The sequence below is a fragment of the Paenibacillus massiliensis 2301065 = DSM 16942 genome (assembly GCF_000377505.1).
GTDB lineage: Bacteria > Bacillota > Bacilli > Paenibacillales > Paenibacillaceae > Paenibacillus > Paenibacillus massiliensis.
The window spans coordinates 64,383-82,926 of sequence record NZ_KB898194.1 but is presented as its reverse complement, the minus strand read 5'-3'; the positions used below and the strand labels follow the sequence as shown (position 1 = coordinate 82,926).

Sequence of the window (18,544 nt, the reverse complement as noted above, 5' to 3'; positions counted from 1 at the left end):
TTCAATCTTCCTTTCCAGATTCGTCACCAGCGTTGCCAGAATGCTCATCAGCATGTTGCCCCATATAGATGCGAATGGTCGAGCCTCGCTCGACTCTTGAGCCCGCTTTCGGGGATTGGCTGATGACGGTATTCCCAGAGCCTGATTTGACGAGCATGAAGTTCATGTTCAGCTCCTCATAGAGGTCCTGAACGGAAGCTCCAACCAGATTCGGTACTGTATCCATTGGCGTCTCGCCGTATTTGTATTGCTTTGGTATTTGCTGCTCCCGTTGTGGAACTTTCATTACGTGCAGAGCATCCTCAAGAATATTTTGCACAATTGGAGCGGCTACAACACCACCAAATTGAATGCCAAGCGGGTTATCGACAGCCGTATAGACTACAATTTGCGGGTCATCTGCAGGAGCGAAGCCTATAAAGGATACGATATGCTCCGAAGTAGAATACCGTCCATTGACTACCTTTTGCGCGGTCCCCGTCTTGCCGCCAACACGGTATCCATCAATAAAAGCTGGCCGGCCTGTTCCCTTGGCTACTACACTCTCCAGAGCCTCCCGTACTTGTCGAGAAGTATCCTCCGATATGACCTTGCGAACCAGTTCAGGCTCGATGCTCTCCAGTACCTCACCGGTCTCTGGATGGATCCAAGCCTTTGCAATGTGCGGCTTATAGAGATTTCCACCATTAATAGCTGCCGATACAGCTGTGATTTGTTGAATTGGGGTTACAGACACCCCCTGTCCAAAAGAGGTAGTAGCAAGCTCCACCGGACCTACCTGAGCTGGCTTAAAGAGAATTCCGTTACTTTCACCGCTCATATCAATGCCTGTCTTGCTGCCAAATCCGAAGTCACGAATGTACTTAAACAATGTATCCTTACCCAGCCTTTGACCGAGAGCGACAAAGCCAGGGTTACAGGAGTTCTCGACGACCTGCATGAACGTCTGGCTACCATGACCACCCTTCTTCCAGCAGCGCAGCCGCGCACCTGCCACCTCAACATACCCAGGATCGAAGAAGTGCTCATTCTTCAAATTCACTTTCTTTTCTTCCAGCGCAGATGCCAGCGTAATGATTTTGAAGGTAGAGCCTGGTTCATAAGTCATCCAGATGGGCAGATTGCGATTGTACACTTCCGGCTCATATTGTTTGTAAAGAGAAGGCTCGTATCCAGGTCTGCTAGCCATCGCCAGAATCTCTCCTGTCTTCGGGTCCATCGCAATAGACAGGGCTGAAGCAGCCTGAAACTTCACCATAGCCTGATCCAACTCACGTTCCATGATCGACTGAACAGACTTATCAATGGTGAGCTGCAGCTTCAACCCTTCCTTGGGCGGAATATATTTCTCCGAGGAACCAGGCATCAGTCGACCGCCGGCATCAGACAAATAGGCAATGCTACCATCGATCCCCTGTAGCCGTTCATTATGGCGCTGCTCTACGCCTGTAAGGCCTTGATTGTCAATTCCCGTGAAGCCTAGAATGTGGGCTGCCAGATCACCGAATGGGTAAAAGCGCTTGTTGTCCTCTGTAACAACGATACCCGGCAGCCTTAAATCACGAATTTGTTGAGCTTTCTCCATCGTAATTTTCCGGCCACCGGGCTGTAGTTTTTGGCTTGATTGTCTCTTGGTTATCAGCTTATATACGCTCTCTTCGCTCATTTCCAGGATAGGAGCCAGCTTCTTCGCCGTCTGCTCCGGGTCCTTCACCTGCACTGGGATCGCGATAACCGTAGGCGAAGTAATATTATACGTAAGAGCTGTGCCCTGCCTGTCTACAATTTGGCCGCGTTTGGCTGCAAAGACAATATTGCGCCTCCAGGAATCTTCAGCCTTCGCTGCCAGTTCCGTTCCCATGCCCAACTGAACATAAGCAAGTCGAATCAGCAAGGACGCGAACAGGATCAATAACCCCGCCAGCGTCCATAGCAATCTTTTTCTTAGTCTAACATTGGAGACCTTCACACCGTTCCCTCCCCGCTTGAGATCCATTAGCTCATGACTTGTCTACATCATGACTATTCGAATCTCAGCGGGTTTAGAACATTTGTCCCTATTAGATAAAACCACCGAAGAACTTGCTATTAAGGAGCAGAGGTGGTACTAGATGCCTCAGATTCTAATTCAACCCCGGATTCATCCGCTGAATCCCCAGGTGCATCTGTATCCTCTTCCTGCGTCTTCCCGTCTGTCTCCTCATTCGTATCTTCAGATAGCTCTGGAACGACGCCTGTCACCGTCTCCTTTGCAGGCTGCAGCAAGAGCGAGAGCACTCGCTTATCCCCCTGCTTCTCTTCTTTCTGACGAATAACATAGCCTTCTCCATCAATCTTCGCACTAATCTTCATCAAGGTCAGTAGCTCCAGGCTGTCTCGTAACGACACTCCTGTCAAATCCGGAATCTCCATATTGCCACTATCCTCTGTCAGCAAATACATCCGCTGGCCCGGAGTCATTAGCGCAGAAGGTGCTGGATATTGACGGACAACGGTAGAACCCTTACCGACTGTCTCATAAGCTACACCTTGCTGTAGTAGCATATTTTGGGCATCTTTTCTCGTCTTGCCTGTTAGCTGTGGAGCATTGAAGGGCTTGAAGGCTTTCGACGTCTTCTTCTCGCCTTCTCCCTTGCTACCAGCCTTAGGCACGCCCATATACTGCAGGGATTGAGAAACAATTTCTTTGAAGATCGGAGCAGCTGCCGTACCGCCCCCAACATTGGCTACACGCGGTTCGTCAATTACGACCAGCACTGCTATCTTCGGATCATCTACGGGTGCAAAGCCGATAAATGACACTACGTCCTTGTTCTCATCATATTTTCCGTTAACAACCTTACGCGCCGTTCCTGTCTTACCCGCTACACGATAACCATCTATGTATGCGTAGCGCCCAGTACCAATATCGCGGTCAGCTACTACCTGTTCCAGATAACCGCTGACATCCTTCGCGGACTTCTCAGAGATGACTTGACGGATTACCTTTGGTTGGATGGTTTGTATTGCCCCAGTCTCTGTATCTATAATATCTTTGACCACGTGCGGCTCCATGAGCTTACCGCCATTAGCAATGGCTGAGATCGCTGCGAGTTGCTGGATCGGCGTTACCTGTACAAGACCATGACCATAGGCAGCAGCAGCCACTTCGGAATCATAGACTAGCTCTCGGATTGGAGATGGCACCTCAGCAGGGAGATCAATCCCTGTCTTGCTACCAAAACCGAATTCATCAATATAATGGCGGAGCTTCTCCCGACCAAGCATACGGAAGCCCAGATTGACAAAGGCTATGTTACTTGAACGTTTAACCCCAGCCAGATATGACATGTCTCCATAGTATCGACCGTTATCACTGATTCGGAAGCCACCAATTATGGTTCTCTGGGAGACAAAATGAGCATTCGGGTTGAACATTTTCTCCTCCACTGCACCGGCAAGCGTTACAATTTTGAAGGTTGATCCCGGCTCATAGATCGACTGAAGAGCATGATTAATAAAGTTCTTCTGATCCTTGGTCTCACCATACGTATTGGGGTCATAGGTTGGCAGATTGGCCATGCCTAGTATCTCCATCGTCTTTGGATCTGCTGCAATCACCGTCATACTGATCGGGTTGTATTTGGCAAAAGCCTCCTCCATTGCCTCTTCAATATAATATTGAATCTTGTCGTCGATTGTCAGCCTTAACTTTTTACCATTGACAGCTGGCTCATAGACCTGCTCCGAGTTCGGAAGGCTAACACCTTTGCGATCCCGCTCGTAGAGGAGCTTACCGTCTATCCCCTTCAGCTCATTATCGTAATAGGCCTCAAGGCCAGTTACAGCATTTCCCTCCTTGTTCACATACCCCAGCACATGGGCAGCCAAGTTGTTCTGTGGGTAGAAACGCTTGGTCTCCTTCACCGTAAACACGGCGTTAAGCACTTTGTGTTTCTGCTTCAGCTCTTCATTGAATTCGTCAATCTTACGTGCAAGAGCAGGCTCAATCTTCCAGCCCTCCTGACGCACCTCACGATATTCACGATACTCCCCATCCTCTTTCTTGTTGCGCACATGCTGTTCGATTTCGGACTCCGGCTTGTTCAGTAACGTATGGAGACGAGCTACGACTTCATCCTCCAGATTGTATTCCTGAATGATCTTCGGATTCACTACAACGGTATATGCGGGAGCATCGGTAGCCAGGACGTCATTGTTACGGTCAGTAATTGTTCCCCTGCTGGCCTTAATTACCTGATCTTTCTGGATCATGGTCTGAACCTGGTCCTGCCATTCCTCTCCATTTACCACCTGAATCCAGAACACGCGAAACACCAGCACGAGAAAAAAGAAGGTTACACAACCCAGAATTAGCAGGGAGCGTAGCTTTACTCTTTTCAACATGACATTCAACCTTTCTATCCGCTGCTATTTACTATTGCTCTCAGTAGATACGCTAGGCGTCACATTTTGCTTCACACGAATGGGCAGCTGCGTTGGCTCTATGTAACCCAGTTCTTTTGCCTTTGGCAAAACCTGATTCTCAAGCTTCTCCTTCTCCACCTGAAGCTCGGCTATGGATGTATTCAATGTACTGATTGCTACATCTGCCCTATGAATCGACGTATTAAGTTGATACATCTGTGCATAGCGCCCAATTAAAAATCCGGCAACCACTACACAGGCCACAATCGTCGTCAAATACAACAACTTCTCCCGAATCGGTAGCTCACGCCGCCGGGTTACAACCTTCGTCGTCTCCCGGTAGCGCTGCTGACTCGATCGCTGCTGCTCTTCTTTTTGCTTGACAGCAAGATTTCCGCGTGTATAAGCCATCCAATCGCTCCTTATCTTAATCATATTTTTTTCAAAATCACAGTTTCTCCGCCGCACGTAGCTTCGCAGAACGAGAACGAGGATTCAACTTCAGCTCCTCCTCGCCAGCCACCAGCGGCTTGCGATTGACCAGCTTCAAGATTCCCTTGCGACCACATACACACATTGGGAAATCCGGCGGGCATGTGCATTTCTCCAGATAACTTGCAAAAATCTGCTTGCAAATCCGGTCCTCAAGCGAATGAAAGGTAATCACAGATACACGTCCACCAGGTGCCAGACAATTGACAGACTGATGAAGCACATCCTCTAGTGCCCCGAGCTCATCATTGACAGCGATCCGCAAAGCCTGAAAGCTTCGCTTCGCGGGATGGCCGCCCGTTCGTCTGGCAGCAGCAGGAATTCCTTCCTTGATCAATTCAACCAGTTGACCTGTTGTCTCGATAGGGGTATGCACACGATACTCCACAATCCCTTTCGCAATTCTTCTGGAGAATTTCTCTTCACCGTATTGATACAAAATGCGCGCAATCTCCTGCTCGCTCCATTCGTTCACGATGTCTCTGGCGGTAAGAGGACCGTCCTGATCCATTCGCATATCTAGCGGAGCATCGTGATTATAGCTGAAGCCTCGATCGCCTTCATCGAACTGAGGTGATGAGACTCCAAGATCCATCAAAATGCCGTCTACCTGGGGAACCCCATTCAGCATTGGCACGTTCAAGCGAGCTAACTCCTCTTGCAGATGTCGGAAGTTGGACTTAACCAAGGTGACTCTGTCCATATACTCCGCAAGCTTGTGCTGTGCATTTTCATGTGCCCAGTCATCCTGATCGAAGGCTATAAGTCTTCCCTGTGGACCTAGCTGGGACACAATAACAGAGCTATGCCCTGCCCCACCTAGTGTACAATCCACGTAAATCCCGTCCTGCTTGATCTGCAGAGCATCCGTCGCTTCTTCCTTGAGTACGGTAATATGGTGAAACAAGCGTTAGACCTCCAGACATTATAATTCAAAGTTAAAATCAACCAGCTTCTCGGCAATCTCATTAAAAGTATGCTCTGACTCGTTGAAATACTGCTCCCATGTTTCTTTGCTCCATATCTCTACGCGCGAGGATACCCCAAGCACCACACAATCCTTATCGAGCTTGGCATATTCGCGCAGATTTCCAGGCAAATGAACCCGGCCTTGCTTATCCAGTTCACATTCGGTTGCCCCCGAGAAAAAAAAGCGACTGAAGGCGCGTGCATCGGCTTTCATCATCGGCAGTGCTTTTAGCTTCTGCTCCATATTGCCCCACTCTTCCATGGGATATACGAATAAGCATTGGTCAAGACCGCGGGTAACGACAAATGAGGCTCCGAGAGCATCACGGAATTTGGATGGGACGGTTAAGCGTCCTTTGTCATCCATGCTATGTTGGAACTCCCCCATAAACACCGCTTAGCTCAACTCCTTACCCCAATCTCCCACTTTGACCCACTTTCCACCACCTAAGCATAATAGATTCGTTAAAAAAAATCAAAACCCTCTTTTACAATTTCAGATAATTGCCTGTTCATGAAACAACCCCTTGAGCCTGGAGGCCCAAGGGGTCGTTCACACCTATGAAATCTGGCTTTTCAATGCACCTGTATCTCGCAATTACGCGTTCCAGCTATCCAGATATTTAATCTGCTCTTCGCTCAGTGTATCAATGCCAATGCCCAGGCTCTCCAGCTTGAAGCGTGCCACCTGCTCATCAATCTCATAAGGCACATTCACGACTGTTGCTTGCAACTCGTTATAGTGATCGTTCACATACTTCAGACCAAGTGCTTGCAGCGCAAAGGTTGTATCCATAATCTCAGCAGGATGTCCGTCAGCAGCAGCCAGGTTGACCAAGCGACCTTCGGCAATCAGATACATTTTGCGTCCGTCCTTGAAGGTATACTCCTCGATATTACGGCGCACCGTCCGTACAGAGCTTGAACGCTCCAGCATTGCTGGCTTGCTCACCTCTACATCGAAGTGCCCTGCATTGCTCAGTACAGCCCCATCCTTCATGACATCAAAATGCTCTCCAGAGATAACTGCTTTATTCCCAGTAACCGTAATGAAGAAGTCACCCTGCTTCGCAGCCTCTACCATCGGCATGACATGGAAGCCGTCCATATGCGCCTCTACAGCCTTGATCGCATCTACTTCCGTCACGATTACATTGGCTCCAAGCCCCTTGGCACGCATCGCTACTCCCTTACCGCACCAGCCGTAGCCCACAACGACTACCGTCTTGCCAGCAATGACTAAGTTGGTAGTACGGATAATGCCATCAAATGCAGATTGCCCGGTACCATACCGGTTGTCGAACAAATATTTACAATAGGCGTCATTGACGGCCACCATCGGGAACTTCAAATTACCTTCCTTAGCAAGCGCCTTGAGGCGGATAATACCTGTCGTAGTCTCTTCAGCTCCACCACGAATGGTAGCAGCCAAATCTGGACGTTCGGATTCCAGCAAAGTCACGAGGTCCCCGCCATCATCAATAATCAGGTCCGGCTTGGTCTCCAAAGCCTTGATCTGCAGCGCCTTGAATTCTGACGGATCAGGATTGTATTTGGCGAATACTGTAACTCCGTCCTCCACCAAGGCTGCACATACATCATCCTGTGTAGATAGTGGGTTACTTCCGGTAATCGTTACTTCAGCACCGCCGGCCTGCACCACTTTGGCAAGATAGGCCGTCTTCGCTTCAAGATGAAGACAGATCGTTACCTTTAAGCCAGCGAACGGCTGCTCTGCTTCAAATTGCTTACGAATCCGATTGAGCACTGGCATATGGGCTTCTACCCAATCAATTTTCAAATGACCTTCACCCGCAAGTGAAATATCTGTGATGATGCTATTCTGGAGAGATGCCGATGTCATAGTACTGCCTCCTTTGAAAATATGGACATCCTCGCTCAGCAAGGATGTTCCCTTACAAATACACCACTCGGTGAAGATGTTCCCAGTCCAGCTCAATATCCATAAGCTGTTCAAGCAACTGATTCCCGTAACGGTTCATATACAGAAGTATATTATACACTCGCTCCTGTGGACGCTCCAGCGGAAATAGCGATGCACCCATCAGATTCCACTGGTTCAATGCTGTCTCATGCTTGCGCTCCAAGGCTTCTTTCACTTTTGACTCCAAGTACGACAGTTGCTCTTCAATTTTGGACTGGTTCGTTGCGCCCACTCGCGCAAGACCTTTCTCGATGGTTGTGGCCCGCTCAAGCAAGGGCTCATATAATTCACGGAATTGGCTACGTACACGTCCGAACTCTTCCTCCATTCCGTAATCATCCTGAGCAGACAGCCATTGCTGCTTCTTCTGATCCAGCCCATACAATACATCTCCGAAGGTAACATCGTACCTGGTCATATGCTTGTGCACGACTGGCTCCACAAGTGTGTAGGACATGCGTGGAAGCAACGGTGGCATTTCCATACCCATGACCTCAAAGGCTCGGCGTGTCAACGCCCAATAAGAGATTTCACCATTGCCAAGCACAGTTCCTAGCACTGGAAGCAAGTAATCCTGCATTAATGGCCGTGTGAGGACATTGTTGCTGAATCGTTCGGGATGAAGTCGAAGCTGCTGAAGCAACTCCTCCTGACTGAACACCACTTGACCACGACGATCCATGAACCGATCCCGTTGCCTAAACAGTAATAGTCTTTCTCCTTCATGAATGTAAAAGAGGTTCACCCCTCCATCTACTACATCGGCTTGTGGAGAGTAGCCACGCTCGATAACCTGTTGTTCAGCCTGTTGATAGGCCTGATTCAGCGCTTCATTCTTCTGAATTATACGTTCGAACATGGTCTGCTCCAGCCGTCTCAGCTCTGGATCTGCCGAATCGAGCAGAATGAGTCCATATGGACCAAACAGCATCCCCAGAATCTTGGCAAAAGCTTCGCTTAATGTAGCTGATGCATACAATAGCCCCTGGAGGTTCTCCAGTAGCTGACCCTTATGCTCAGAATCCGGTAAATTCTGCTCCAGATCACGTAGAAGCTGCGCCCACTCCTCACTGGCAATTTCCACTTCGCTCACCTGACTACGGCCAGACGGCTGGGCAGAAAGCGCCAGCTTAAGCGGTGATGAGGTTCCCGACATAACGTAGGTCTGGTTAACCTCATCCCAGTCGTGATCCTCACCTGCAATCCAGAATACAGGCACCACAGGCCGTCCGAGCTTCGCTTCTGCTTCTTTTGCTGCTTTGATAATCGTGATAGCTTTGTAAATAACTAGCAACTGACCGGATAAAAGTCCGCTCTGCTGGCCTCCTACGATGACCAGTGTCTCTGGCCGCTTAAGGCGGTCTAAAGACGCCTTAACAGCTTCATGTGCATTGTGACGAGTATTATATAATTCTAGACAGCGCACAACCTCTTCACGGTTCATGCGCAGCTCAGTAGTAGCATCCAGACGCTTCGCTCGAAGTGCATAGGTATCCGTTTGACGTATGTCGTATGTATACAACTCCATTGCCTTAACGGTTCCTCGTGCGTAATCTTCAGCCAGGATCGAGCCTGCACGAAGCGCCTCAGGAACGATATTCATGAGTAGGCCTCCTATTCTGCAGCTAACCTATTTGATTGTACCCAATACAACTGCCCTACGTCAAAAGAAATGATGAACAGATTTTTTATTTATGAAAAAAAGATACCCAGCCGCGCAAAGCAGCTGGATATCTTATATAGAGCTAATTAATTTCTCAAGCTTCTGATCCCAGCCCTGTAGGGCGTCAATCAAGCGTAAGGCTCAGCCACAAAATGACCTTTGGATACTTCCACCAGCTTAGAGTTCTCAAGGTTGAACACCTTTTTCTTCCCAGCCAATGGATCATCATTGTCATCTCCCGATTCAATACCGTCTTCCGGCATGAAGATACGCTTCTTGTTCGCTTCAACGTCCGGGTCTGGAAGAGGAATAGCGGATAGCAGCATCTTCGTGTACGGATGGACAGGATTGGAGTAGAGCTCTTCACTGTCAGCCAGTTCGACCATCTTACCCATATACATAACCGCTACACGGTCACTGATATGCTTAACCATGGACAAGTCATGCGCTATGAACAGGTATGTCAGTCCAAGGCGCTCCTGAAGCTCCTTCAGCAGGTTAACAACCTGAGCTTGGATCGATACGTCCAGTGCGGAGATCGGCTCATCACAAATAATGAACTTTGGATTCACGGCCAAGGCACGTGCAATCCCGATCCGCTGGCGCTGTCCACCGGAGAATTCATGCGGGTAACGGGAAGCGTGATCCGGGTTCAGACCTACAAGGTCCAGCAACTCCTCAATACGCTTCTTGCGTTCTGCGCGCGAACCAGCCATATGGTGAATATCAAGCGCTTCGCCAATAATATCGGATACAGTGAAGCGTGGGTTCAATGATGCATAAGGATCCTGGAAGATCATTTGCATGTCACGACGCATCGCTTTCATTTTACCAGGTGACAGCTTATAGATGTCCGTTCCATTGAAGGAAACACTTCCAGCCGTTGGTTCATACAAACGCAGAATGGTACGGCCAGCAGTGGACTTACCGCATCCGGATTCTCCAACCATGCCCAGTGTCTCGCCTTCACGAATGTAGAAATTCAGGTCATCTACGGCTTTCAGCACGCGACCCTTACCTACGTTAAAATGCTTCTTCAATCCACTTACTTCGATTAAATTTTTGCTCACGATACGGTCCCCCCTGTCGCCATTGGATGCAAATTCAGTCAAATCCCTCGTACAAATAAGTGCCTGGATCTTACGGGTTATGTCTGACTTGATATGCTCAAAAATCCCCGAATAGCGGCCCTTAGCAGCTGAAGCATTCCGATCAACGATCCAGATTGACCGATGTGCTACCAGCTTCGGACACAGACATACTGGGATATAAGATTAAATGAGGATCAACAGCTGACCTCTTGAAATATACAGGTATATCTCGTGAAGAGATCATACCACTTGGCAGTATAGTGCCGCCACTCTATTTCTTAACGCTTAAGCTTAGGATCAAGCGCATCACGCAGGCCGTCACCAAACATATTAAAGCACAGCATGATCAGTGCAATCAAAGTAGCCGGGAAGAGCATACGCCATGGGAAGTACATCCATCCTGTCAACGCAGATTCGATCATGGAACCAAGCGATGCTTGTGGAGCTTGTACACCTAGTCCCAGGAAGCTCAGGAACGCCTCTGCAAAAATCGCTTGCGGAACCGTCAATGTCAGAGTAACGATGATCGGTCCTACAGCATTCGGCAGCAAATGACGGAAGATCAGACGGTCTGCACCAGCACCCATAGAACGGGAAGCAAGCACGAACTCGCGGTTCTTCAATTGCATCATTTCGCCACGCACAATCCAGGACATGTTAATCCATCCGGTTACACACAATGCGACAATAATGGTGATTACACTTGGCTCCATTACGACCAGCAACAGAATTGTTACGAGCAGGTAAGGAATGGAGTAGATGATTTCAGAGAACTTGTTCATGAACTCATCCACACGTCCACCAAAGTAACCCATAATACCGCCGTATATAATACCGATCAGCAAGTCAATCATAGCTGCCGCGGCACCAATAATCAGAGAAATACGAGCCCCCATCCATGTACGTACGAACACGTCACGGCCAAGATCATCCGTACCAAACCAGTGCTCAGCTGAAGGCGGCTTGTTCGTATTCAACAGATCATTCGTATAGAAATCGTGAGGAGAGATCCATGGACCCACGATGGAAGTGATAACAATCAAGGCTAGGATAACAAGGCTTGTCATGGCTACCTTGTTCTGCTGCAGACGCTCCCATGCATCACGCCAAGCCGAGAGACTCTCGCGCTTGATGACCTCTGAATCGTGCTGATTCGCTCCAACCTGACGGAAGTCCTCAGGCTTCAGCCCTTGCTTGTTCACGTTTAGTTCATGTTCAGTTGCTGACAAAGCTTAGCCCTCCTTCCTGCTGGTTAGCTTGATACGGGGATCGATTAATGCATAAGCGATATCCGTAATAAAGCGAGCCAACATCAGTATGGCACCGTAGAAGATGGTAACACCCATGATCATAGTGTAGTCCCGAGTTGTAATACTCTCAACCAGAACTTTACCAATCCCGCCGATTCCAAAAATTCTTTCAATAACGATAGAACCTGTAATAATATTTGCTGTCATAGGCCCAACGTAGGTAACTACAGGCATGATCGCGTTACGAATTACGTGTCTGAACATGATTGTAATGGCATTCAGACCTTTGGCCTTAGCTGTCTTGATGTATTCTGCATGCAGAACCTCAAGCATACTGGACCGAGTCAAACGAGCGATAAATGCAATCGGCTGTGCCGTCAAGGCAGCTACCGGCAGGACATAGTCGAGTGGCCCTTCAAAGCCCATAACATTGAACCAGCCGAGCTTCAGACCGAAGAAATACTGAATCAGGGATGCAAGCACAAAGCTTGGAACAGCGATCCCTAATACGGCGAGGAACATCGCAAGATTATCAATTAATTTACGATGGTAGAGTGCTGCAAGCATACCGAGTGCAATACCCAGAATAACAGCCACCACAATCGCTACAAGCCCGAGCTTCAGTGATACCTGGAACGTCTGGCTAATAATATCTCCAACATTTTGATTCAGCTTCTTCATCGAGATTCCAAAATCACCAGTTGCGATATCACCCAGGTATTTAAAATACTGCTGATAGACAGGCTTATCTAAACCATACTGCTGCATTAGGCGAGCCTGAATTTCGGGAGACGTTGCTTTTTCGCTCAGAAATGGGTTGCCCGGAATGGCTTTCATCAGAAAAAACGTAGCCGAAATCAGAATAAACAAAGACAACAGCATGAATAAGAACTTGTTCGTCAAATAACGTAGCATTGCCCGTCTGCACCTCCCTATTTTTTAGTCATAAGTACAATTTTATCGAAACAGAATTAGGTTGTCTAATCCCATTTGTTTTCAAGGTTACAAGAAACTGGATATAAATAAGGCACACAAAAAAATCGGGATATATATGGAGTAACCACATATATATCCCGAAGCGTCTATCCAACTTCAGAAGCACTTCATTTGTTATTATTGAGTCAGGTAAGCTCTAGTAAAGTCAATAGCTCCACTGAAATCAAGTGCGATTCCTTGTACGTTAGGCTTGGTCAAAGAAACGTTAGTGTAGTAATAGATCGGAGCTACAACTACATCATCTTGAATCAGAAGTTTTTCTGCTTTTGCAAACTCTTCCATACGTTTCGCTTGATCCGTTTCACTACGTGTAGCTTTGATCAGTGCATCATATTCTGGGTTGGCATAACCGGAATCGTTATTTCCGTTGCCTGTTGTCCACATATCCAGGAAGTTGATTGGATCGTTATAGTCAGCAGACCATCCAGCACGTGCAACTTGATAGTTCAGTTGCTTACGGTTTTCAAGGAATACGCCCCACTCTTGGTTTTGTGTCTTCACATCAACACCAAGGTTACGTTTCCACATGTCAGCTACAGCCAAAGCGATTTTTTGGTGCGCTTCACTGGAGTTGTACAGCAATGTGATTTCTGGAAGAGTAGTGTAGCCTTCTTCCTTCATACCTTCTTCAAGCAATTTCTTAGCTTCTTCTACGTTCTCAGTGAAGTAGCCGCTATCTGCATGTTCTTTACGGAACTCATCGGATGCACCCTTGATACCTGGAGGTACGAATCCAAATGCAGGCAATTGTCCACCTTGAGTTACATTGTCAACGATAGGCTGTCTTTCGATTGCCATCGCGAATGCTTTACGGATCTTAACATTGTCAAACGGTTTTTCAGTTACGTTGAACATATAATAGTAGGTACTTGCGATACCCGTGATTTTGAACTCGTTAGGAAGCTCTTGCTTCACGCCTGGAATTTGATCCGTAGGGATCTCACCGTTAGGATGTCCAGTGTAGTCAAGCTGACCACTTCTGTAGGAAGCAAGTTCAGTAGCACCACTGTTAACAAGAGACATAGAGATTTTGCTCAGCTTGATGTCATCTTTGTTCCAGTAGTTTTCGTTTTTAGTAACTTCGATCTTTTGGCCTTTAGTCCACTCAGTCAGAGTGAAAGGTCCATTTACAATCATGCTATCTTTGTTAACTGCCCATTGCTCGTTACCCTCAACGGATTTGTGAACTGGGTAGTATGTGTAGAAAGCAGTCAGACCCAAGAAGTAAGGAGTTGGATTTTCCAAAGTTACTTCGAGTGTGTGCTCATCGATTGCTTTAACACCCACATCTGCGAAATCAGTAACGCCTTGTTTCAGGTTGTACGATTCAGCATTCTTGAGGTAGTACAACTGATAAGCATAAGGAGGAGCAGGAGCTGTACTTGGATCAAGCACACGCTGCCAAGCAAATACGAAATCATTAGCAGTTACAGGATCACCATTGCTCCATTTAGCATCTTGACGAAGCTTGAACGTGTAAGTCAGACCATCAGGGGAAATTTCCCAAGACTCAGCTGTACCTGGTTGTTCTTTACCGTCTGCACCGATTCTTACCAGACCTTCATACATCGTCTTCAGCACTGTGTTTGTTTGGCTATCTTGTGCTTGAGCCGGGTCAAAAGTTGGTGGTTCTGCACTCAGGTTAATGCGCAATACCTGGTCAGCTGCAGCTACCGGTTCAGATGGAGATGTGTTGCCTTCAGGACTTTGTGCACTGTTCCCGTTGTTGGACGAGCAAGCTGCAAGCAGCGAACCCAGAGCCAGGATCAGTGTCAAAAGGACTAACGTACTTTTCCTTTTCATCTAGCTTTTCCCCCTAAGTGAATGTGGTATATGTTTATAGATTATACAACCACCGGTCAAAAAAATCTACATTTGATCCCTTAATTTCGAGGATTTTTTCAAAAAAATGCGACTTTTTTATGTAATCCGGCACATCTTATGTCATTTATGTTTACATCATATTGAATATGTATCTAAAAAGTCCAATAATAGTAAATAGAGCGTAACATATGCTTGTTCCAATAAATGTTATTCTCCACACGGCTCTGAATAATCTTGTCCAATTCACCTCACCTTTAAGACGGTTTTGAGCACCGCCAATGAATCCCATCATAATTATTAGCAGCAGCAGGATTAAGTAAAAGCCAAATGATGAATTGAAAATATTATTGAATAGTGCCGCTACAGATACGACCAGGAAGACAGTGGTGATGTCAAACGCAGTAAGTAGTGCTTGTTTTTTATCTTTTTTGAGGGCATACACTGTGAAATACACGATCAAAAAAGGAAAAAAAGGAAGCAAACTCAATACAATGAAGGTATTGTGCAAGAAGTCCATTGGCGTCACCTCTCTTCGATTTGTATTCCCGCTATCAGCTCAAGGAGCATACGATGCGAAGGTGCTGCTATTCCGGCCTTGGCTGCAAGATGTACAAGCCCGCCGTTAATGGCCATAATCTCTGTCTGCCGTTCATGAAGTACATCAGCCAGCATAGAGGATTGATTCGCTGCTGTAGCACGGCATACACTGAGCAGTTCCTCCCACCAATTTGAGCTAGTTGCAATTCCATTTGCTTGATAGATAATAATTGCTTCATTATATAGCTCTTTCATAAGCCTGATTCGTCGTTCAGATTGCAGGAGCTTACCATTCGTAATTCTCCAAATAGCTGTAAGTGGGTTAATGATGGAGTTGAACAATAGCTTGCGGTAGATGGCTGTATCGATTTCATTCGACATGTGCGAGGAAAATCCTGCCTCATTGAATAAGGCGATTAGTGCTTGATCTAATTCATCTACCCGGTCAGCATGCTGTAGCAAGCTTGAAGCCTCTTCAGCTTCGCCCCTAGCTACATCATTTCCAATCTCTGTCTCCCCCGAACCTGCGTGGACTACTGTAGTTGCATCTAATCTTTTGGCCCCTTCCGTAGTCACGGCTGGTCGAACTCTAGCCCAGGGAAGTAAGCTTGCAATTTTCTCGATATGTCCAACACCATTTTGAAAGCATATAATATGTAGATTATTAACAGCCTTATTCATGCTCGCAGCTATATTTTCCACTGCTCCTTGCTTGGTAGCCAGCAAAACAACTGTTGGAGTTGGGCTGACCTGACCATGCGCATTGCCATGAATCCTGTTCCAGTCTTGCATAGGACGGACTATCATTCTATCTCCAGCATAACAGTTCTGCCTTCCATCCTGCTCAATTACAGTAACACCCTTTGTTTCTAGTGCATGAGCCTGCTCCAAGGTGCGCACCCACAAGGTAACTTCATTCCCTGCACCTACTAGTCTACCCGTGAGTAGTAGTCCCAATGCACCACCACCGATAATTTGAATCTGCATTGGATTCCTCCATGTCTATAATAAATTTAACGAATGATACGCCCCAAACCCAGTCTCAATGGCATATGCTATTCGTGTATTTAGCACAATGTATACTTCCTCGTGTTCCTGAGTGGATGACATGTTATTCTTCTTACTATACAACATAATCGTAGTCTAGGGAAAAAGGTCTATACTCAAATCAGTTCAGGTCGACCGCACTAACAATGTATACTATAGCGTAATATACGAAGATACACACACGCTTCAGCAATTTTCCAGCTAAAAAAGAGCCGTCCGCTCGCATAGTATTATGCAAGTCGACAGCTCTCTTTGTACCTTAATTTCCTGTACTCACTACTCGATTCGCTCCAGATTGCCATTAGCATCCATTTTGAAGCGAGATTTCAGTTCTTCCTCTTCTTCACTGAGAAATGCAAGCTTACGAGCACGATCCATGATCTGGATTAACGCTTTGTAATCATCGTTAACGACTCTATAATCCGTCTGCACTTCGCTGACCTCTTTGGATAAACGGTCATTTACCCGGCGCAGTTCGCCTAACTCTTCTTCCTTATCCCGTAACTCCTTCTCAAGCACCTTCACTTGTCGCACCGATTCCTGATAGTTTCCTTTCCACTGACGCAAAAATCGCAGAACTGCATCCATAGAAAGCGTTTCTTCATTCATCGAATCCAGCTTGTACTTGCTATCCTCCACCAATCCGTCATAGGAGGCTATCTGGGATACAACTACAGAGCTCTGCTTTCTGAGATAGCTTCTTTTCTGGCGCTGTGCCTTAGCATTGCTGATGGCTTCTTCATATCTCTTGCGAACGCAGCTGTTCCAGCGGAAGCCGCAGGCTGCAGATGTTCTGGCAATCCTCTGCCCTACTTCCTCAAAAGCGGCCAACTGTGTCCCGCCTTCGCGAATATGGCGCAGAGTGACTTCAGCCAAAATAAGATCGTCCTCCGCACTCCATGCATCTTGTCTAACTGCTGTCATGCCAATGCCCTCCTAACAACATCATAAATAACCATCTTCATGAACCGGAACCGTCCCGGTATGTGAATGAGGTATAAAAGCTGCTCATTTCATTCCTATGCCTCTCGTAGAGTTCATAGAATCTATTTGATACTAAAATGTATTTCCAAAATGGGCATGCGCCATACGTTTATTTTTAATTTTGGTTCTTTCATGTAAAAAGTTCATGGTTTCAAGCGTACGACTTATGTTTTACAATGGATGAAGGCTATATTCTGGGCTACATTCATATACATACATACAAGCCATCATTTAAAGGAGAAGAGCATTGACTACTACTTATTATGTGAAGGGAATCAGACTGGTAGCTCTGGCATTACTGGTCTATGTTCTTTGGGGCACACCCGTAGACGCTGCTCCTACGAGTGAGGAGACGAGGCGAATTCTGGAGGACAGTCTCTCGATCGTTGAAATGGATCACGAGATCGGGCGGATTAGCAGTGAACAGGAGCAATTAATCCAGCAGCAATCCCGGCTCAGTGTGCAACTAGCATCTCAACAGGAGCAAATTCAGTTACAGCAGGAGCGCGCCTCTCAAGTGGTGCGTGCTTATTATATGGGTGATCGGGATCAGTTGCTTCAGGCTCTTCTTGAAGCTGAGAACCTACACCAGCTACTAACGTTATACGATTATTACGATCTGATCATGAGTCGTGATCAAGAGGTGCTAGCGGCCTACCAATCCGATTATCAAGCTTTGCGCCGGACAGAACAGAATACCGCTAGGACCGTTGCAGAATTAGCAAATGTAAAAAGTAGACTACTGGAACAACGAGAACGACTATCCAGACTCAAGGATCAGGTGTCTGCTCAGATCGCGAATAGCTCAGATCCTGAAAATATCAGGCTGTTAGCCGAGGAAATGACAGCTTATTGGGAAAACATCGGGCTCTATGAGGTTAAGCGTCACTTTCGGGCTCTTGCCAGTGCCATGCAGGACCTTCCAGCATTTATTCAAAGTCAGCCTGGCGCCATTTCCACCAACGGCAGAACATATCATATAACCTTGCAGGAGCAAGCCTTTAACCAGTTTCTCAAATCCAAAAGCAGCTTGTTCCAGCAATTTGGCTTCACATTCGGTCAGGATCAAATCACGGTACAGGGGAAAAGCGGCTCCATGGACCTGCTGATCGCTGGCTACTATTCAGTAGAAAATAACACACAGAATGCAATAGTTTTTCATGTTGAACGCTTGGTCTTTAACGGATTGGAGTTACCGGAGTCAACTCGAAAGGCGCTAGGCGAGGAATTCGATCTCGGATTTTATCCGCAGCAATTAATCTCTTATGTTAAAGCAACCGATGTTCGGATTATACCCGGAACTATGGAGGTCACCCTGGAGCTTAGCTTGTAGATTGTT

15 protein-coding genes are annotated in these 18,544 nt (G+C 47.0%); 1 reads left to right on the top strand and 14 read right to left on the bottom strand.

The annotated features are described in order from the left end of the window. Window position 1 precedes the first annotated feature (1 nt). From D328_RS0119795 to D328_RS0119730, 14 genes are all read right to left on the bottom strand, one after another. Window positions 2–1,969 (bottom strand): stage V sporulation protein D, encoded by a 1,968-nt coding sequence (locus tag D328_RS0119795; protein ID WP_018886777.1) that lies wholly within the window; start codon window positions 1,967–1,969, stop codon window positions 2–4. A 119-nt stretch (window positions 1,970–2,088) separates the two neighbouring features. Continuing rightward, window positions 2,089–4,386: a penicillin-binding transpeptidase domain-containing protein gene (locus tag D328_RS0119790; protein ID WP_018886776.1), complete on the bottom strand. Its 2,298-nt coding sequence runs from the start codon at window positions 4,384–4,386 to the stop codon at window positions 2,089–2,091. A 24-nt stretch (window positions 4,387–4,410) separates the two neighbouring features. Continuing rightward, window positions 4,411–4,818, bottom strand: a complete 408-nt coding sequence (locus D328_RS0119785; RefSeq protein WP_018886775.1) for a hypothetical protein — start codon at window positions 4,816–4,818, stop codon at window positions 4,411–4,413. Between the two features lie 37 nt (window positions 4,819–4,855). Beyond that, window positions 4,856–5,806, bottom strand: coding sequence for a 16S rRNA (cytosine(1402)-N(4))-methyltransferase RsmH (rsmH, locus tag D328_RS0119780; protein WP_018886774.1), 951 nt, complete (start codon window positions 5,804–5,806; stop codon window positions 4,856–4,858). Between the two features lie 18 nt (window positions 5,807–5,824). Further along, window positions 5,825–6,262 carry a division/cell wall cluster transcriptional repressor MraZ gene (gene mraZ, locus D328_RS0119775; protein WP_018886773.1) on the bottom strand — a complete coding sequence of 146 codons (438 nt, stop codon included), beginning with the start codon at window positions 6,260–6,262 and terminating at the stop codon, window positions 5,825–5,827. Window positions 6,263–6,466: 204 nt separating this feature from the next. Continuing rightward, the gene (locus D328_RS0119770) at window positions 6,467–7,732 is read right to left on the bottom strand and encodes an adenosylhomocysteinase (RefSeq protein ID WP_018886772.1); all 1,266 of its coding nucleotides are present in this window, start codon (window positions 7,730–7,732) and stop codon (window positions 6,467–6,469) included. Between the two features lie 52 nt (window positions 7,733–7,784). Next, window positions 7,785–9,416, bottom strand: coding sequence for a bacillithiol biosynthesis cysteine-adding enzyme BshC (bshC, locus tag D328_RS0119765; protein WP_018886771.1), 1,632 nt, complete (start codon window positions 9,414–9,416; stop codon window positions 7,785–7,787). Window positions 9,417–9,604: 188 nt separating this feature from the next. Further along, window positions 9,605–10,549, bottom strand: coding sequence for an ATP-binding cassette domain-containing protein (locus tag D328_RS0119760; protein ID WP_033413321.1), 945 nt, complete (start codon window positions 10,547–10,549; stop codon window positions 9,605–9,607). Window positions 10,550–10,845: 296 nt separating this feature from the next. Next, window positions 10,846–11,796: an ABC transporter permease gene (locus D328_RS0119755; RefSeq protein WP_018886769.1), complete on the bottom strand. Its 951-nt coding sequence runs from the start codon at window positions 11,794–11,796 to the stop codon at window positions 10,846–10,848. A gap of 3 nt (window positions 11,797–11,799) precedes the next feature. Next, window positions 11,800–12,732 (bottom strand): ABC transporter permease, encoded by a 933-nt coding sequence (locus tag D328_RS0119750; protein ID WP_018886768.1) that lies wholly within the window; start codon window positions 12,730–12,732, stop codon window positions 11,800–11,802. Window positions 12,733–12,930: 198 nt separating this feature from the next. Next, entirely contained in the window at window positions 12,931–14,616 is a 1,686-nt protein-coding gene (locus D328_RS0119745) for a peptide ABC transporter substrate-binding protein (RefSeq protein WP_018886767.1), read from the bottom strand. Window positions 14,617–14,767: 151 nt separating this feature from the next. After that, window positions 14,768–15,154: a DUF3397 domain-containing protein gene (locus D328_RS0119740; RefSeq protein WP_018886766.1), complete on the bottom strand. Its 387-nt coding sequence runs from the start codon at window positions 15,152–15,154 to the stop codon at window positions 14,768–14,770. Between the two features lie 5 nt (window positions 15,155–15,159). Then, entirely contained in the window at window positions 15,160–16,161 is a 1,002-nt protein-coding gene (locus D328_RS0119735) for a ketopantoate reductase family protein (protein WP_018886765.1), read from the bottom strand. A 336-nt stretch (window positions 16,162–16,497) separates the two neighbouring features. Continuing rightward, window positions 16,498–17,145: an RsfA family transcriptional regulator gene (locus D328_RS0119730; protein ID WP_018886764.1), complete on the bottom strand. Its 648-nt coding sequence runs from the start codon at window positions 17,143–17,145 to the stop codon at window positions 16,498–16,500. A gap of 307 nt (window positions 17,146–17,452) precedes the next feature. Between D328_RS0119730 and D328_RS0119725 the strand changes: the two genes are divergently transcribed. Then, window positions 17,453–18,538, top strand: coding sequence for a hypothetical protein (locus tag D328_RS0119725; RefSeq protein ID WP_018886763.1), 1,086 nt, complete (start codon window positions 17,453–17,455; stop codon window positions 18,536–18,538). Window positions 18,539–18,544 lie beyond the last annotated feature (6 nt).